17 protein-coding genes are annotated in these 17,294 nt (G+C 70.4%); 14 read left to right on the top strand and 3 right to left on the bottom strand.

Annotation, left to right across the window (positions count from 1 at the left end; translation table 11 throughout):
• Positions 1–51 precede the first annotated feature (51 nt).
• The 5 genes from ACFC06_RS08630 (at position 52) to ACFC06_RS08610 (ending at position 5,393) form a co-directional block, all read left to right on the top strand.
• Entirely contained in the window at positions 52–387 is a 336-nt protein-coding gene (locus ACFC06_RS08630; protein WP_375929165.1) for a YlxR family protein, read from the top strand.
• A gap of 109 nt (positions 388–496) precedes the next feature.
• On the top strand, positions 497–3,466 hold the full coding sequence (gene infB, locus ACFC06_RS08625) for a translation initiation factor IF-2 (protein WP_375929164.1): 2,970 nt from the start codon (positions 497–499) through the stop codon (positions 3,464–3,466).
• An 89-nt stretch (positions 3,467–3,555) separates the two neighbouring features.
• Entirely contained in the window at positions 3,556–3,849 is a 294-nt protein-coding gene (locus ACFC06_RS08620) for a DUF503 domain-containing protein (protein ID WP_375935315.1), read from the top strand.
• 14 nt (positions 3,850–3,863) lie between these two features.
• Positions 3,864–4,313, top strand: a complete 450-nt coding sequence (gene rbfA, locus ACFC06_RS08615; RefSeq protein ID WP_375929163.1) for a 30S ribosome-binding factor RbfA — start codon at positions 3,864–3,866, stop codon at positions 4,311–4,313.
• 81 nt (positions 4,314–4,394) lie between these two features.
• Positions 4,395–5,393 carry a bifunctional oligoribonuclease/PAP phosphatase NrnA gene (locus ACFC06_RS08610; protein ID WP_375929162.1) on the top strand — a complete coding sequence of 333 codons (999 nt, stop codon included), beginning with the start codon at positions 4,395–4,397 and terminating at the stop codon, positions 5,391–5,393.
• Between the two features lie 12 nt (positions 5,394–5,405).
• Here the strand turns inward: ACFC06_RS08610 and ACFC06_RS08605 are convergent, their stop codons facing one another.
• Positions 5,406–6,572 (bottom strand): MFS transporter, encoded by a 1,167-nt coding sequence (locus ACFC06_RS08605; protein WP_375929161.1) that lies wholly within the window; start codon positions 6,570–6,572, stop codon positions 5,406–5,408.
• 216 nt (positions 6,573–6,788) lie between these two features.
• Here ACFC06_RS08605 and ACFC06_RS08600 point away from each other — a divergent pair, with 216 nt between their 5' ends.
• The gene (locus ACFC06_RS08600) at positions 6,789–8,138 is read left to right on the top strand and encodes an MATE family efflux transporter (RefSeq protein WP_375929160.1); all 1,350 of its coding nucleotides are present in this window, start codon (positions 6,789–6,791) and stop codon (positions 8,136–8,138) included.
• 5 nt (positions 8,139–8,143) lie between these two features.
• On the opposite strand, the gene ACFC06_RS08595 is transcribed toward ACFC06_RS08600, so the two are convergent.
• Positions 8,144–8,446, bottom strand: coding sequence for a putative quinol monooxygenase (locus ACFC06_RS08595; protein ID WP_375929159.1), 303 nt, complete (start codon positions 8,444–8,446; stop codon positions 8,144–8,146).
• Positions 8,447–8,531: 85 nt separating this feature from the next.
• On the opposite strand from ACFC06_RS08595, the gene ACFC06_RS08590 reads away from it, so the two are divergent.
• From ACFC06_RS08590 to ACFC06_RS08570, 5 genes are all read left to right on the top strand, one after another.
• Positions 8,532–8,888: an ArsR/SmtB family transcription factor gene (locus ACFC06_RS08590; protein ID WP_375929158.1), complete on the top strand. Its 357-nt coding sequence runs from the start codon at positions 8,532–8,534 to the stop codon at positions 8,886–8,888.
• The gene (locus tag ACFC06_RS08585; RefSeq protein WP_375929157.1) at positions 8,867–9,841 is read left to right on the top strand and encodes a metallophosphoesterase family protein; all 975 of its coding nucleotides are present in this window, start codon (positions 8,867–8,869) and stop codon (positions 9,839–9,841) included. Before ACFC06_RS08590 ends, ACFC06_RS08585 begins: the two co-directional genes overlap by 22 nt.
• Before the next feature lie 40 nt (positions 9,842–9,881).
• Complete coding sequence (npt, locus tag ACFC06_RS08580; RefSeq protein ID WP_375929156.1) at positions 9,882–10,577, top strand: 4'-phosphopantetheinyl transferase Npt; 696 nt, start codon at positions 9,882–9,884, stop codon at positions 10,575–10,577.
• The gene (gene truB, locus ACFC06_RS08575; RefSeq protein WP_375929155.1) at positions 10,577–11,509 is read left to right on the top strand and encodes a tRNA pseudouridine(55) synthase TruB; all 933 of its coding nucleotides are present in this window, start codon (positions 10,577–10,579) and stop codon (positions 11,507–11,509) included. The genes npt and truB overlap by 1 nt, the downstream gene beginning before the upstream one ends.
• A gap of 119 nt (positions 11,510–11,628) precedes the next feature.
• Positions 11,629–12,051, top strand: coding sequence for an EF-hand domain-containing protein (locus ACFC06_RS08570; RefSeq protein WP_375929154.1), 423 nt, complete (start codon positions 11,629–11,631; stop codon positions 12,049–12,051).
• Between the two features lie 4 nt (positions 12,052–12,055).
• Here ACFC06_RS08570 and ACFC06_RS08565 read toward each other — a convergent pair whose 3' ends face one another.
• Entirely contained in the window at positions 12,056–12,820 is a 765-nt protein-coding gene (locus ACFC06_RS08565; protein WP_375929153.1) for a metal-dependent transcriptional regulator, read from the bottom strand.
• A gap of 102 nt (positions 12,821–12,922) precedes the next feature.
• On the opposite strand from ACFC06_RS08565, the gene ACFC06_RS08560 reads away from it, so the two are divergent.
• The 3 genes from ACFC06_RS08560 (at position 12,923) to ACFC06_RS08550 (ending at position 16,945) form a co-directional block, all read left to right on the top strand.
• Positions 12,923–13,900, top strand: coding sequence for a bifunctional riboflavin kinase/FAD synthetase (locus ACFC06_RS08560; protein WP_375929152.1), 978 nt, complete (start codon positions 12,923–12,925; stop codon positions 13,898–13,900).
• Positions 13,901–14,027: 127 nt separating this feature from the next.
• On the top strand, positions 14,028–14,297 hold the full coding sequence (rpsO, locus tag ACFC06_RS08555) for a 30S ribosomal protein S15 (RefSeq protein WP_019048089.1): 270 nt from the start codon (positions 14,028–14,030) through the stop codon (positions 14,295–14,297).
• 380 nt (positions 14,298–14,677) lie between these two features.
• Entirely contained in the window at positions 14,678–16,945 is a 2,268-nt protein-coding gene (locus ACFC06_RS08550) for a polyribonucleotide nucleotidyltransferase (protein WP_375929151.1), read from the top strand.
• Positions 16,946–17,294 lie beyond the last annotated feature (349 nt).

Below are 17,294 nucleotides of genomic sequence, written 5' to 3'. Positions count from 1 at the left end.
CGACCCCCGGATGACATGTTGGTAACTTCGGAAGGGGAGGGGTTCGTCGTTATGACCGGGTCACCGGTAGAGTGGGTACAGGACCGGCCCGCGCAATCCGTTCGAACCTGTATCGGATGCCGTCTGCGCGAGCCGTCTGCCGAGCTGTTGCGGATCGTGGCGCAGCATCGGGACACCGGCGGTGAGATCGCCGGAGCCCCGGTTGTTGCGATCGTTCCCGATCCGCGGCGCAGACTTCCCGGACGGGGTGCCTGGCTGCACCCCGTTTCAGCCTGTCTGCGTTCCGCAGAGCGGCGCCGAGCCTTCGGCAGAGCCCTACGAGTGTCCGGAAATCTGGATATCTCAGCCCTGGAGCAGTACCTCGAGAACAGGCACGAGCACTCATGAGCACACCGTGAAGCACCAACGATGAACGTCCATCGGAGATAACCCGAGGTCGTGCGGGCCGCCGTCCCCTTACACGGTGGCGCTGCTCGGCCTCTCAGTGAGGAGAGCAGTGGCAGGCAAGGCCCGCGTGCACGAGTTGGCCAAAGAACTCGGTGTCACGTCCAAAGAACTACTCGCGAAGCTCAAGGAGCAAGGCGAGTTCGTGAAGTCGGCGTCCTCGACGGTGGAAGCACCCGTCGCCCGCCGCCTGCGCGAATCGCTCGCGTCGAAGTCCGCCCCGGCGGGCGACGCGAAGCCCGCGGCGCGTCCCGGACCGTCGCAGGCGGCCCGTCCGGCCGCCAAGCCCACCCCGGGCGGTCCCCGTCCGGGTCCGCGTCCGGCCCCGGCGGCTCCCGCCGCGGCGGCGACCCCCGCTCCGGCCGCACCGGCCCCGGCCGCTCCCGCGGCCGAGGTCAAGCCGGCTCCGGCCAAGCCCGCTCCGGCGGCCGCGCAGTCCGCGCCGGCCAAGCCCGCGGGTGCCCCGGCGCCCGGTCCGCGTCCGGCGCCCGGCGCTCCGCGTCCGGGTCAGCCGCAGGCGCAGCGTCCCGGCGCACCCGCCCCGGGTGCTCCGGCTCCGCGTCCGGCGGGCCCCGGCCCCAAGCCCGGTCCCAAGACCCCCCGGGTCGGCAACAACCCGTTCAGCTCCGCCCCGGATCGTGATCGTCCGGCGCCGCGTCCCGCCCCGCAGGGCGGCCCGCGCCCGACTCCGGGTCAGGGCGGTCCCCGTCCGGCTCCCGGTCAGGGTGGCCCGCGTCCGGCTCCCGGTCAGGGCGGTCCCCGTCCCGGCCAGGGCCAGGGTGGTCCGCGTCCGGCCGCCGCGCAGGGCGGTGCCCCGCGTCCCGGTGGGCCGCGTCCGACCCCGGGTTCGATGCCTCCGCGTCCGAACCCCGGTGCCATGCCCGCGCGTTCCGCGCGTCCGGGTCCGGCGGCCGGTGGTCGTCCGGGTCGTCCGGGCGGTGCGCCCGGTGCCGGTCGTCCCGGTGGCGGCGGTGGCGGTTACCGCGGTGGCGGTGGCGGTGCCCCCGGTGCCGGTCAGGGTGCCGGTGCGCCCGCGGCCGGTGGTTTCCGTGGTCGTCCCGGTGGCGGCGGCGGTCGTCCGGGTGGTCCCGGTGGCCGTGGTGGCGCGGCCGGTGCGTTCGGTCGTCCCGGTGGCGCTCCGCGTCGTGGCCGTAAGTCGAAGCGGGCCAAGCGCGCCGAATACGAGAACATGCAGGCGCCCGCCGTCGGTGGCGTGCGGCTGCCGCGCGGCAACGGCGAGATCATCCGGCTCGCCCGCGGCGCCTCGCTGTCGGACTTCGCCGAGAAGATCGACGCGAACCCCGCCGCCCTCGTGCAGGCGCTGTTCAACCTCGGCGAGATGGTCACCGCGACCCAGTCGGTCAACGACGAGACCCTCGAGCTGCTCGGCAGCGAGATGAACTACGTCGTGCACGTGGTCAGCCCCGAGGACGAGGACCGCGAGCTGCTGGAGTCCTTCGACCTCACCTACGGCGAGGACGCGGGCACCGAGGAAGACCTCGAGCAGCGTCCGCCGGTCGTGACCGTCATGGGTCACGTCGACCACGGTAAGACCCGACTGCTGGACACGATCCGCAAGGCCAACGTCCGCGAGGGCGAGGCCGGTGGCATCACCCAGCACATCGGTGCCTACCAGGTGCTGACCAACCTCAACGACGAAGAGCGCCTGATCACCTTCATCGACACCCCGGGTCACGAGGCGTTCACCGCCATGCGTGCCCGTGGTGCGAAGGCCACCGACATCGCGATCCTCGTGGTCGCGGCCGACGACGGCGTCATGCCGCAGACGGTGGAAGCGATCAACCACGCCCAGGCGGCCGACGTGCCGATCGTGGTGGCGGTCAACAAGATCGACAAGGAAGGCGCGAACCCGGACAAGATCCGGCAGCAGCTGACCGAATACGGCCTGGTGACCGAGGAATACGGTGGCGACACCATGTTCGTCGACATCTCGGCCAAGCAGGGCACCAACATCGACGCGCTGCTCGAAGCGGTGCTGCTGACCGCGGATGCCTCGCTGGACCTGCGGGCCAACCCGGACATGGACGCCCAGGGTGTCGCCATCGAGGCGCACCTCGACCGCGGCCGTGGCCCGGTGGCCACCGTGCTCATCCAGCGCGGCACGCTGCACGTCGGCGACTCGATCGTGGCGGGCGACGCCTACGGTCGCGTCCGTCGCATGGTCGACGAGCACGGCGAGGACGTCCACGCGGCGTCGCCGTCGCGCCCGGTGCAGGTCATCGGTTTCACCTCGGTGCCCGGCGCCGGTGACAACCTGATCGTGGTCGAGGAAGACCGCATCGCCCGGCAGATCGCCGACCGCCGCAACGCGCGCAAGCGCAACGCGCTGGCCGCGCGCAGCCGCAAGCGGATCAGCCTGGAAGATCTGGATGCCGCCCTGAAGGAGACTTCGGAGCTCAACCTGATCCTCAAGGGCGACAACTCCGGTACCGTCGAGGCCCTCGAAGAGGCCCTGCTCGGCATCGAGATCGACGACGAGGTGCGTCTGCGCGTCATCGACCGCGGTGTCGGTGGCGTCACCGAGACCAACGTCAACCTGGCGTCGGCCTCGAACGCGATCATCATCGGCTTCAACGTCCGCGCGGAGGGCAAGGCCACCGAGCTGGCCAACCGCGAGGGCGTCGACATCCGGTACTACTCGGTGATCTACCAGGCCATCGACGAGATCGAGAAGGCCCTCAAGGGCATGCTCAAGCCGATCTACGAAGAGGTCGAGCTGGGCCGGGCGGAGATCCGCGCGATCTTCCGTTCGTCGAAGGTCGGCAACATCGCCGGTTGCATGGTCCTGTCGGGTTCGGTCAAGCGCAACGCCAAGGCGCGCCTGATCCGCGACGGCCGGGTGATCGCCGAGACGATGACCATCTCCTCGCTCAAGCGGGAGAAGGACGACGCCACCGAGGTGCGCGAAGGTTACGAGTGCGGTATGACCGTGACCTACAACGACATCAAGGACGGCGACATCATCGAGGCCTACGAGCTGCGCGAGAAGCCGCGCGACTGATATCGCAGACCGCTGCACACGCCGCATCCGAGCTTCGGGTGCGGCGTGTGGTCATGCGGGCGATTCCATCTACCAGGAGGTGAGCACCGCTGTACATCGGTGCGCTCGAATTCGATCTACTGCTCGGTGACGTGCACTCGCTCAAGGAGAAGCGGTCGGTGATCCGCCCGATTCTCGCCGAGTTGCAGAAGCGTTACGCGGTCAACGCCGCCGAGGCCGGGGATCAGGACCTGCACCGCCGGGCATTGCTCGGGGTGGCCATGGTCAGTGCGGAGACGGGACACCTGAACGAGGTGCTCGACAAGTGTGAGCGGCACGTTGCCGCGCGTCCGGAGATAGAGTTGCTGGCAGTACGCCGCCGGATCTTCGGACCCGAAGACTAGAGGGAGGTAAAGCCATGGTGGATCAAGCCAGGGCACGCCGACTCGCCAAGCGGATTTCCGCGATCGTGGCCACCGCGATCGAATACGAGATCAAGGATCCGCGGCTGCGGTTCGTCACCGTCACCGATGCCAAGGTGACCGGCGATCTGCGCGAGGCGACGGTGTTCTACACGGTGATGGGCGAGACGCTCGACGCCGAACCCGACTACACGGCCGCGGCCGCCGGTCTGGAAGCGGCCAAGGGTGTGCTCCGGTCCAAGGTCGGCGCGGGCACCGGGGTGAAGTTCACCCCGATCCTGTCGTTCACGCTGGACAAGGTGCCCGACGCGGCGCGCGAGATGGAAGAGCTGCTCGCCCGGGCCCGCGCCATCGACGACGAGGTGGCCAAGGTCGCGGCCAACGCCACCCATGCCGGCGAGGCCGACCCGTACAAGTCCGATCGCGACGACGAAGACGCCGAGTAGTCCGATGTCCGACCGGCGTCCGGTGACGGCGGCCCGCGTGCGCACGCGGGGCGACCGGGCATGCCTCGGGGTCCGCGCCGGATGACGGGGGTACTGGACGGAACCCAGCTGGACGCTGCCGTCGCCGCACTGGCGGCGGCGCGTTCGGTGACCGTGCTGTGCCATGTGCACCCCGACGCCGACACCATCGGCAGCGGCCTGGCGCTGGCGCTGGCGCTGGAGCGGCGCGGGACACCGGTGTGCGTGTCGTTCGCCGAGCCCGCCGAACTGCCGCTGTCGCTGCGCACCCTGCCCGGGGTGCGGCATGTGGTGGCGCCCGCGCAGGTGCCCGCCGAGGTCGATCTGCTGATCGTGGTCGACTGTGGCGCGCGCAGCCGTCTGGGCGCGCTCGCCGACCGATTACCGGGTGCGCGCACGACCGTGGTCATCGACCACCACCGCGCCAACGACGGGTTCGGCACCGTCGACCTGATCGATGAATCCGCGGCGTCGACCACCGAACTGGTCACCCGCCTGCTCGACGCCTGGGGCGTCGAGCTCGATACCGAGATCGCGCACTGCCTGTTCGCGGGCCTGGTCACCGATACCGGGTCGTTCCGCTGGGCCAGGCCGGGCAGTCACGCGCTGGCCGAGCGGCTGCTCGCCACCGGTATCGACGGCACCGAGATCACCCGCGTCCTGCTCGACACCCATCCCTTCACCTGGCTGCCCATGCTGGCCAAGGCCCTCGCCTCCGCGGTGGTGGTGCCCGGCGCGGCGGGCGTGGGCCTGGTCTACGCGCTGGTGCGCGCCGCCGACACCCACGAGGTGGGCCCGGAAGAGGTCGAGAGCGTCATCGACGTCATCCGCACCACGGCCGAGGCGGGCATCGCCGCCGTCTTCAAGGAAGCCCGCGGTCAGAACGACCGCTGGACGGTGTCCCTGCGTTCGCGCGACTCGGCGCCCGGGATGTCCGACGGGGTCGATGTCGCCGCGGTCGCCGCCGGGTTCGGCGGGGGTGGGCACCGGTTCGCAGCGGGGTACACGACATACGGCAGTGCCGAGGGAGTCGTGCGCGCGCTGGTCGCCGCGCTCGGCTGATCGAGGGCTCCGTCAGCTGACTTCGACGACCGCGGCCGGGCGTAGGCGGGAGGCCAGCAGGGCGCCCAGGACGGTGGTGGTGGCGCAGAGGCCGAAGGCGAGGGCGGGGTGGTCGACGAACACTCCGGTCAGGCCCGCGACGACGAGGCCGCCGAGGTTGCCGGTCATCCAGATCAGGCCCGCCGCGGTGCCGTCGGCGGTCCCGGTGTGGCGTTCGGTCATGGCGAGCACGATGGGGAGCGCGGGGAGCAGGGTCAGCCCGATCAGGACGAAAGCCAGGAAGCCGGTGGCCAGTCCGGGCGCCACGGCGACGAGCAGGCAGGCCAGGGCACTGGCCGTGAGTCCCACCATGACCGCGGGCAGTTCGATGCCGCGGCGCAGCACCGCGACCGGGATCACCGCGCAGCCGACGACCCCGGCGACCACATTGACCAGCAGCACCACACTGGCCGCATCCGCGCTGACGCCCGCCGGTTCCAGCAGCGCCTGGCCGAAGGTCGCCAGGGCGACGAAGGTGCCGAACGGGAAGAACACGGCCACGCACAGTTTGCGCACATAGCTGTCACCGAGCGTGGCCCGCAGCGCCACCATCGATGTCGACGTGCTCGCCACCGGCCCGTCACCCGCGCGCCGCAGCTCCAGGGTGAGCAGTACGGCGGTCGCGGTGGCGAAGACGGCGCCGATCGCGGCCAGGGTGGTGAGCTGGTCCGCGCGCGGCAGCATCGCGCCGAGCACGAAGGCCGCCGCCATGCCCGCGAAGGTGCTGGCCGTGCCGACGGCGATCCCGGTCGCCCGGTCCTTCTCCGCAAGATAGTGCCCGGCGATCCCGGTGATGGCATTGAGCACCAGCGGCTGGGCCACGGCCACCACCGTCTGGCCGAGCAGCACCACGGCGAATCCGTCGTGCAGCAGACGCAGGTCGGCGCCGATCGCGGTGAGCACCGCCCCGGCGATCAGCGCGGGCCGGAACCACCGGTCGAGCAGGATGCCCGCCGGGATCGCGAGCACCACGTACAGCAGCGGGAACATGTTGGCCAGCCATCCGACGGCCGATTCGGAGACCCCGAAGTGCTCGGCCGCGACGGTCGTCACCGGGGCATAGGTGAGCCACACGAGCTGAGTCGCCGCCCCGACCAGGGCGAAGGCGATGATCACCCGCCACCGTTGCGCAAACGCCATGTCGCTGTCCTGAGTTCTCGGGCGAACCGATGTCCGCGAGGATGTCCCGTAGTTGGGCGGACGACCAGTATTGCCGCTGCGCGCGTTCCGTGCCGATGTTTCGCGCTGTTGTCCCCGCCCGTGTGGGCGCGGGGCGTGTCGGTGGCCTGTGCCAGGATCAGCGAGACAGTGCACAGCGCGCCGGAGGTGACGGCGCCTTCGGTGGGGAGGTCCGGCGTGGGTTCTGCGGCTGTCGATGTGGTGGATCAGGCCGGGCCGCGCCGGATTCTCGGGATCGCCGTGCCCACGCTCGGGGTGCTCGTGGCCGAGCCGCTGTATCTGCTGTTCGACATGGCCGTGGTCGGGCGGCTGGGCGCCCTCGCGCTGGCCGGGCTGGCCGTCGGCGGGGTGATCGTGGGGTCGGTCAGCACCCAGCTGACGTTCCTGTCCTATGGAACCACCGCCCGCGCGGCGCGGCGGCACGGTGCCGGTGACCGCGGGGGAGCGGTGGCCGAAGGCGTGCAGGCCAGCTGGGTGGGAGTGGCGATCGGGTTGCTGATCGTGCTGGTGATCCAGGTGTTCGCCGCACCGCTGTGCGCGGCGATCTCGGGCGGGGGCGACATCGCCGAGGAGGCGCTGACCTGGGTGCGGATCGCGCTGTGCGGCGTGCCGCTGATCCTGCTGTCGATGGCGGGCAACGGCTGGATGCGCGGTGTCCAGGACGTGCGCAGGCCGCTGCTGTACGTGATCGCGGGGCTGGGGCTCTCGGCGGTGCTGTGCCCGATCCTGGTCTACGGCTTGCTCGGCGCGCCCCGGCTGGAGCTGGCGGGCTCGGCAGTGGCCAATCTCGCCGGACAGCTCGTCACCGGCGCGCTGTTCGTCTACGCCCTGTTACGCGAACGGGTCTCGTTACGTCCGCACCCGGCGGTCATGCGCGCCCAGCTCGTCCTCGGCCGCGACCTCATCGTGCGCAGCCTCTCCTTCCAGGCGTGCTTCATCTCGGCCGCCGCGGTAGCCGCCCGCTTCGGCGCCGCCTCGGTCGCCGCGCACCAGGTGGTGCTCCAGCTGTGGAACTTCCTCGCGCTGACCCTGGATTCGCTGGCCATCGCCGCCCAGACGCTCGTCGGCGCGGCCCTGGGCGCGGGGAATGCCCAGGGCGCCAAGGGGATCGCCCGCCGGGTCACCGGCTGGTCGGGGATCTTCGCGCTGGTGCTGGCCGGTGCCTTCGCCGCGGGCTACGGGGTGGTTCCGCTGCTGTTCACCGACGACCCGGCGGTCCTCGACCGGGTCCACGTCATCTGGTGGTTCTTCGTCGCGATGATCCCCGTCGCCGGCGCGGTCTTCGCCCTCGACGGTGTGCTGCTCGGCGCGGGCGACGCGGCCTTCCTGCGCACCGCCACCCTGCTGGCCGCCCTGGGCGGGTTCCTCCCGCTGATCTGGCTCTCGCTGGTGTTCGACCGGGGTGTCGCGGGCATCTGGACCGGTCTGGTGGCCTTCATGCTGCTGCGTCTGGTCGCGGTCGTCGGCCGGGCCCGCTCGGGCCGGTGGGCCCGGGTCGGCGCGGACATCCCCCGCGGGGTCGCGTGAGGCGCTCAGCGTGGATACGGGCTGAGCATGTCGATCCAGCGGATCTCCAGATCGCGGGCCAGGTAGTCCATCCGCGACTCCCAGAACTCGCGCATGTGCGGTAGTGCCAGGTGCCGGTCGAGGTCGTCCTTGCTGCGCCAGACCTCGTAGAAGACGAAGACGGCGGGGTTCTCGCTGTCGACGTGGAAGTGGTATTCCAGGCAGCCCTCCTCGGCCCGGGTCGGTGCGACGAACGACAGCAGCAGCTCCTGGAGGTCGGCACGGCGTTGCGGCTTCGGGTGGGCGAAGCCGACGAGGGCGTAGGTCATGGTGCTCCTTAGGTACGATGGACGACGTACCTAAGGACCGTAGAGGCGAGATAGGTACGACGCAAGTCGTACCTGAGGAGGTGTGGTGGACGAGTCCGCCGATCTGGAGCTGGGCGCCGTGCTCGCCGCCCTCGCCGACCCCCTGCGGCGCCGGGTGATCACCCTGCTCGCCCTTGACCCCGCCGACGGCGACCGCAGCTGTTCGTCCTTCGACCTGCCCGTCACCAAGGCCACCCGTACCCATCACTTCCGGGTGCTGCGCGAAGCCGGGCTCGTCCGGCAGGTCAACCACGGCAATCGCAGCACTGTCGTCCTGCGCCGCGCTGCGCTCGACGCGCGCTTCCCCGGACTGCTCGGGCTGCTCGTCGCCGAAGCGGGCGAATCCGAACAGTGGGAACCCGGCGGTGCGCCGGCGAGCGGATGTGCGACGGTGGAGCGGTGATTCCCAAGTTGATGGCGGTCAGCGACGTCCACGTCGGGCACCAGGGCAACAAGCCGGTCGTCGAGCAGATCCAGCCGGATTCGCCCGAGGACTGGCTGATCGTCGCCGGTGACGTGGGCGAGAAGGCCGACGAGGTCCGCTGGGCCCTGGAGCTGCTGCGCGGCCGCTTCGCCAAGGTGATCTGGGTGCCCGGCAACCACGAACTGTGGACCACACCCAAGGACCCGGTGCAGATGCACGGCGCCGCCCGCTACGAATACCTGGTGGCGATGTGCCGCGACCTCGACGTGGTCACGCCGGAGGACCCGTTCCCGGTGTGGACCGGTTCGGGCGCCGAGCGCTACGGCGGCCGCGTCACCATCGCGCCGATGTTCCTGCTCTACGACTACTCCTGGCTGCCCGAGGGGACCGCCACCAAGGCGCAGGGCCTGGCGGTGGCCCGCGAGCGCAATGTCGTCGCCACCGACGAGTTCCTGCTCACCCCCGACCCGTACCTCACCCGCGACGCCTGGTGCCACGCGCGCGTGCAGTACACCCAGCGCCGCCTCGACGCGCTCGCCCCCGACACCCCGGTGGTGCTGGTCAACCACTTCCCGCTGGTCCGTCAGCCCACCGAGATCCTGTTCTACCCGGAGTTCTCGCTGTGGTGCGGCACCGACCTCACCGCCGACTGGCACACCACCTACAACGTGGTGTGCGCGGTCTACGGCCACCTGCACATCCCGCGCACCACCTACTACGACGGCGTGCGCTTCGAGGAGGTCTCCCTCGGCTACCCGCGCGAATGGAAGCGGCGCGGCATGCCCGAACCGCTGCTGCGCCAGATCCTGCCCGAGCCCGTCTACGCCGAGGGTGAGCTCAACGCCTGGGGCGGCCACTTCACCGTCACCCCGGAGATGGAGGCCGCGGCCGCGGAGATGCGCGCCAAGGCCGATCGCCGTCGCGGAGTGTGAGGGGCGGGATTTGCTTCGCGCGCCGACCACTGATTTGGTGATGACCATGGGTCATTCATCGGGTCTGCTCGGGCAGATCCTGCCGTCCGGGGTGGCGACCGCGGAGCTGCTTGCGTATCCGGAGGAGCTGACGGCACACCCGGCCGAGGAGCATCTCATCGCCAAGTCGGTCGAGAAGCGCCGGCGCGATTTCATCGGTGCCCGGCACTGCGCGCGGCTCGCGCTCGAGCAGCTCGGCGAACCGCCGGTCGCGATCGGCAAGGGGGAGCGCGGCATGCCGCTGTTCCCGCGCGGGGTCGTCGGCAGCCTCACCCACTGCGACGGCTACCGCGCCGCCGCCATGGCGCACACCCTGCGGTTCCGCTCGGTCGGCATCGACGCCGAACCGCACGGCCCCCTGCCCGACGGGGTGCTCGACTCGGTGAGTCTGCCCGCCGAACGCGACTGGCTCACCGGCACCACCGGCGACGGCCTGCACCTGGACCGGCTGCTGTTCTGCGCCAAGGAGGCCACCTACAAGGCCTGGTTCCCGCTGACCCTGCGCTGGCTCGGCTTCGAGGACGCGCACATCAGCTTCGAGATCGACACCCGCACCGCGGATTCCGGTTCCGGCAGCTTCCACACGAAGCTGCTGATCCCCGGCACGACGAACGACGGAGGCACCCCCTTGACCGAGTTCGACGGACGCTGGCTGATCGCCGACGGGCTGATCCTGACCGCGATCGCGCACGGCTGATGGCGGCGCGCACCCCCGCGGTCGACCAGCTCGGCGGACTGGTGATCGTCGACAAGGACGGCGGCTGGACCAGCCACGACGTGGTGGCCCGCAGCCGGAGACTGTTGCGGACCAAGAAGGTCGGCCACGCCGGCACCCTGGACCCGATGGCCACCGGCGTGCTCGTGCTCGGCGTGGAACGGGCCACCAAACTGCTCGGTCAGCTGATCCTCACCACCAAGGCGTACACCGCCACCATCCGCCTCGGCCAGAGCACTGTCACCGACGACGCCGAGGGCGAGATCACCACGACGACCCCCGCCCTGCACCTCACCGACGAGGCCGTCGCCGCCGGGATCGCCGCTCTCACCGGCGACATCCAGCAGGTCCCCGCCACCGTCAGCGCCATCAAGGTCGACGGCGAACGCGCCTACGCCAGGGCCCGCGCGGGCGAGGACGTGCAGCTCGCGGCGCGCCCGGTGACGGTGTCGCGCTTCGACATCCTGGCCCGCCGCGATGTCGCCGAGGGCGAGTTCGTCGACCTGGACGTGGACGTCGAGTGCTCCTCGGGCACCTACATCCGCGCCCTGGCCCGCGACCTGGGCGCCGCGCTCGGCGTCGGCGGTCACCTGACCGCCCTGCGTCGCACCAGAGTCGGCCCGTTCACCCTCGAACACGCCCGCACCCTGGAGCAATTGGCGGCCGCCGCCGAGGCCGAACAGCCCCTGCTCAGCCTCGACATCGACACCGCTGTGCGCACCGCCTTCCCGCACCGCGACATCGACGACACCCAGGCGAACGACCTGCGCAACGGCCGCTGGCTGGAGCCGATCGGCCTCGGGGGCGTGTACGCGGCCATCGACCCCGCCGGCCGTGCCATCGCGCTGATCGAGGAGAGCGGCAAGCGCGCGTCCTCGGTGATGGTCGTCCGTCCCCAGGGCATCGGCGACTGACCCTCCCGCTCCCGGAATTCCCTGCGCGCCGGGCACACCCGCCCCACGCGGTCGATCCGTACAGTGGCGGGAGACGGCCGGCGCGACGGTATTCGCCGGCCGCGGGGAAGGGTAGCCAGATGAGTACAGAGCCGGTCGACACATTCACCCTGTGGGACCAGGACGGGGACGGCCAGGTCTCGGTCGACGACATCGTCGCCGGAATCCGTTCCGCCGGAATCGATGTCGAGCGCGCCGCGATCGAGCGCCTGGTCGCCGCCGCCGACACCGACGGTGACTTCCTGGTCTCGCGCGCCGAATTCGACGCCGCCGTGGTCGAGGGCCGCATCGAGGTCACCGACGCCGAGGCCGCCTTCCGCGTCTTCGACGTCAACGGCGACGGCCGCATCTCGGTGACCGAACTGGAGTCGCTGATCCGCCACGTCGGCGCGGGCCGCATCGACGAACCCGCCGCCGACCTGCTGACCGCCGCCGACCAGGACGGCGACGGCTACCTCTCGCTGCCCGAATTCCGGGTCCTGCTGGACTTCCTGTCCCGCTGAGCGCTCAGGACGTCAGCCAGATGGCCTCGGCGGCCAGGGTGCCCAGTTCGGTGGGTGCCTCGGCGGCGGCGATGCGCACGGCGATGGTGCCGGCGAAGTCGCGGCGTTCCTCGACCTCGATGGTGGTGTCCAGGGCGATGCCGACGGAGTCGAAGTAGCGCAGCATGGCCGGGTCGGAGTCGGAGATGCGGGCCACGCGGCCGGACTCGCCCGCCGCGAAATCGCTGAGGCGCCGGGCCGGGGGCGTGGGGACGTCGCCGTCGGTGGAGGGGATCGGGTCGCCGTGCGGGTCGCGGTCGGGGTGGCCGAGTTTGGCGTCGATGCGCGACATCAGCAGGTCCGAGACCGCGTGCTCGAGCACCTCGGCCTCGTCGTGCACCTCGTCCCAGCCGTAGCCGAGCTCGTTGACCAGGAAGGTCTCGATCAGCCGGTGGCGGCGCACCATGGCGACCGCGGCGAGACGGCCGTGCTCGGTGAGCGTGATCGCGCCGTAGCGGGCGTGCTCGACCAGCCCCTGATCGGCGAGCTTGCGCACCGCCTCGGACACCGTCGAGGCCGACACGCCGATCCGCTCGGCGAGCAGTTTGGTCGACACCTTCTCCTGCGACCACTCCTGCGCGGTCCAGATGACCTTCAGATAGTCCTGTGCCACCGCGGACAGCTCGGGCGCGACCGTCGCGGCGTCGGCGGTATCGGCCGCACCGGGCGGGTTCGACGCACGGCGGGTCGCGACATCTCGTTTACCTGGCACATTCTTGATGTTAGGCATCCCTGCCCGGAATGACACATCGGCGAACCGGCACGGCGCAGCACGACATTCCGCGCGGAGGCGGAATTCTGTTCCGGTGCCGCCTTGCGTAGGCTTCGCTGTGTGCAGAGATGGCGAAGCCTCGACGAGGTGCCCGCGGACTGGGGGCGCTGCGTCCTCACGATCGGCGTGTTCGACGGCGTGCATCGCGGGCACGCGCAGCTGATCAGCCGGGCCGTGGCGGCGGCGGACAAGCGTGGAGTGCCCTCGGTCCTGATGACCTTCGACCCCCACCCGATGGAGGTGGTGCGGGCAGGTTCGCACCCGGCCCAGCTGACCACCCTGACCCGCCGCGCCGAGCTGGCCGAGGAACTCGGCATCGACGTGTTCTGCGTGATGCCGTTCACCCAGGAATTCATGAAACTCACCCCCTCCGGTTACGTGCACGACCTGCTCGTCGAGCGTCTGCACGTGTCCGAGGTGGTCGTCGGCGACAACTTCACCTTTGGCAAGAAGGCCGCGGGCACCGTCGACACCATGCGCGAGCTCGGCGCGCGTTTCGGCTTCGAGGTCGACGGGGTGACCCTGCTCGGCGAGCACGCCGTCACCTTCTCCTCCACCTACATCCGCGCCTGCGTCGACGCCGGGGACATGGCCGCCGCCGCCGAGGCGCTCGGCCGCCCGCACCGCGTGGAGGGCGTGGTCGTGCACGGTGACGGCCGCGGCCGCGGGCTCGGCTTCCCGACCGCCAATGTCGCTCCGCCCATGCACGCCGCCATCCCGGCCGACGGGGTGTACGCGGGCTGGTTCACCGTGCTCGGCCAGGGCCCGTCGATCGGCACCGCCGCGCCCGGCGAGCGCGCGATGGCCGCCATCTCGGTGGGCACCAATCCGACCTTCTCGGGCCGCTCGCGCACGGTGGAGGCATTCGTGCTCGACGGCGAGGCCGACCTCTACGGGCAGCACGTGGCGGTGGACTTCGTCGAGCAGCTGCGCGGGATGCGCAAGTTCGACTCCATCGACGACCTGGTCGAGGCCATGGGCCGCGATGTCGAGGCCGCCCGCAAGGTGCTCACCGCGGACGCCGCCGAGCAGGCCTGACCCGATTCGGGCGGCCGCCGGACGTGGGCGTAGACTGGCTCCTCGGGTTTGCTGCGGTCCGCGGTGGCGCCCATCCCGGGTAACCGGACCTTCGAGCGCGGAACTGAGAAATGAGGAGTCTGCCCGCATGGCGCTGACCACTGAGCAGAAGTCGGCCATCCTGGCCGAGTACGGCCTGCACGAGAAGGACACCGGCTCGCCGGAGGCGCAGATCGCGCTGCTGTCGAAGCGGATCTCGGACCTGACCGAGCACCTGAAGCAGCACAAGCACGATCACCACACCCGGCACGGCCTGCTGGCCCTGATCGGTCGTCGTCGCCGCCTGTCGAAGTACCTGCAGGCCAAGGACATCGAGCGCTACCGTTCGCTCATCGAGCGTCTCGGCCTGCGCCGCTGATCTGCTCCGACACGCCTCCGAGCTGAGGCGGTCGGCGAGTAGCCAATGGGAAGAAGTACACTTCTTCTCGTTGGCTATTCGTGTATTCGGAGACCATGGGGTTTCCGTGTGCACTACAACATGTGACAGCCGTGTGCATCCGTCCGCGTGGCGTCGGTCTTCGGTAGTGGCCTTTCGGCCGGCGATCTCTCAGTTCCGCCGCCGTCGGGCTTCGATCGATGACCGCCTCCGCGTCGCCGCTCCAAGGGGATCCGGCCGGGTGCTGCGCGTGGCAGCCAGGAGGGCTGCCACGGGTCCGTGTCCGGTACGGCTGACGAACAGCTGGTCCGCGCCCATCCGGTGCTGCGTTCCAGCGAGACGAGAGGTCGAGAGAAGAAAAAATGACGCAGACAACTGAACGTACGTCGACCGCGGTCGAGGTCGAGCCCGGTGTTTTCGAGTCGGTCGCGCTGATCGACAACGGCAGCTTCGGTACCCGCACCGTCCGTTTCGAGACCGGCCGTCTGGCCAAGCAGGCCGCGGGCTCCGTGGTCGCCTACCTGGACGACGAGACCATGCTGCTGTCGGCGACCACCGCCGGTAAGCACCCCAAGGACCAGTTCGACTTCTTCCCGCTGACCGTCGACGTCGAAGAGCGCATGTACGCCGCGGGCCGCATCCCGGGCTCGTTCTTCCGTCGCGAGGGCCGCCCCTCCACCGACGCGATCCTGACCTGTCGCCTGATCGACCGTCCGCTGCGCCCGTCGTTCGTCGACGGCCTGCGCAACGAGATCCAGGTCGTGGTCACCGTGCTGAGCCTGGATCCCAAGGATCTCTACGACGTGGTGGCCATCAACGCCGCCTCGGCGTCCACCCAGATCTCCGGCCTGCCGTTCTCCGGCCCGGTCGGCGGCGTGCGCGTCGCCCTGATCGGTGGCCAGTGGGTCGCGTTCCCGACCGTCGAGCAGCTCGAGGACGCCGTCTTCGACATGGTCGTGGCCGGTCGCGTCACCGAGACCGGTGACGTCGCCATCATGATGGTCGAGGCCGAGGCCACCGACAAGGTCATCGCGCTCATCGAGGGCGGCGCCCAGGCGCCGACCGAGGCCGTCGTGGCCGAGGGCCTCGAGGCCGCCAAGCCGTTCATCGCCCGCCTGTGCCGCGCGCAGTCGGACCTGGCCGCGCTGGCCGCCAAGCCGACCGAAGAGTTCCCGCTGTTCCCGCCCTACGGTCCCGACGTGTTCGAGACCGTCGAGGGCACCGCGAAGGTGGAGCTCAACGAGGCGCTGAGCATCGCCGACAAGCAGGCCCGCGAGGCCCGCATCGACGAGATCAAGGCCGAGGTGCTCGGTCGCCTCGGTGACGACTTCGTCGGCCGCGAGAAGGAACTGGGTGCCGCGTTCCGCTCGGTCACCAAGAAGCTGGTGCGCCAGCGCATCCTCACCGACGGTTTCCGCATCGACGGGCGCGGCCTGGCCGACATCCGTCAGCTCTCCGCCGAGGTCGACGTGATCCCGCGCGCCCACGGTTCGGCGCTGTTCGAGCGTGGCGAGACCCAGATCATGGGCGTCACCACCCTGGACATGGTCAAGATGGCCCAGCAGGTCGACTCGCTCGGCCCGGAGACCTCCAAGCGCTACATGCACCACTACAACTTCCCGCCGTTCTCCACCGGTGAGACCGGTCGCGTGGGTTCGCCCAAGCGTCGCGAGATCGGCCACGGCGCCCTGGCCGAGCGCGCCCTGGTGCCGGTGCTGCCCTCGCAGGAGGAGTTCCCCTACGCCATCCGTCAGGTCTCGGAGGCGCTGGGCTCCAACGGCTCCACCTCGATGGGCTCGGTCTGCGCCTCGACGCTGTCGCTGCTCAACGCCGGTGTGCCGCTGAAGGCGCCGGTCGCGGGTATCGCGATGGGTCTGGTGTCGGACACCGTCACCAATGACAAGGGCGAGGACGAGGTCCGCTACGTGGCGCTGACCGACATCCTCGGCGCCGAGGACGCCTTCGGTGACATGGACTTCAAGGTCGCCGGTACCCGCGACTTCGTCACCGCCCTGCAGCTGGACACCAAGCTCGACGGCATCCCCTCGCAGGTGCTCGCCGGTGCGCTCAACCAGGCGCACGACGCCCGCACCACCATCCTGGACGTGATGGCCGAGGCCATCGCCACCCCGGACGAGATGAGCCCCTACGCTCCGCGCGTCACCGCGATCAAGATCCCGGTCGACAAGATCGGCGAGGTCATCGGCCCCAAGGGCAAGATGATCAACCAGATCACCGAGGACACCGGCGCCAACATCTCCATCGAGGACGACGGCACCGTGTTCGTCGGTGCGACCGACGGGCCTTCGGCCCAGGCCGCGATCGACGCGATCAACGCGATCGCCAACCCGCAGCTGCCCAAGGTCGGCGAGCGTTTCCTGGGCACGGTCGTCAAGACCACCGCCTTCGGCGCGTTCGTGTCGCTGCTGCCGGGCCGTGACGGCCTGGTGCACATCTCCAAGCTGGGCAACGGCAAGCGCGTGGCCAAGGTCGAGGACGTGGTGAACGTCGGCGACAAGCTGCGCGTGGAGATCGCCGACATCGACAACCGCGGCAAGATCTCGCTGGTCCCGGTCGAGGACGAGGCCGCCGCCGAGCCGGCCGCCGAGGAAGCCCCCGCCGCCGAGTAAGCGCCGAGGTAGCTCCACAGCAGTACCGAAACCCCCTGCCGTCGTCGACGGTGGGGGGTTTCGTCGTCTCCGGAACAGGCCGGGCGGTCGGTCAGTGGCATGCGTCACGTCTATGCAACGGTGATGCAACGTTGGAACATCTAGTGTTGCCGGACACAGCGCGACCGCGCGCAGGCAGCCGTCGCGCCGCCCCGAGGGGTGGCGCCGTGACCGCTGCCCGCTCGGCGTATGCGGCCGGATTGCTGGCGCGCTCCCGGAACCCGATCGGGAAACCCGGCGACCAAGATTTTGACTGAATCTGGTCCGGTTTATTATCGAACCGAATACGCTTCCTCTCGTCCGCGGGCGC

Origin of the sequence: Nocardia sp. NPDC056064 (assembly GCF_042266925.1) — a bacterium.
Lineage (GTDB): Bacteria > Actinomycetota > Actinomycetes > Mycobacteriales > Mycobacteriaceae > Nocardia.
Note: the sequence above shows the minus strand (reverse complement) of the source record. Positions and strands in the feature narration are given on the sequence as shown.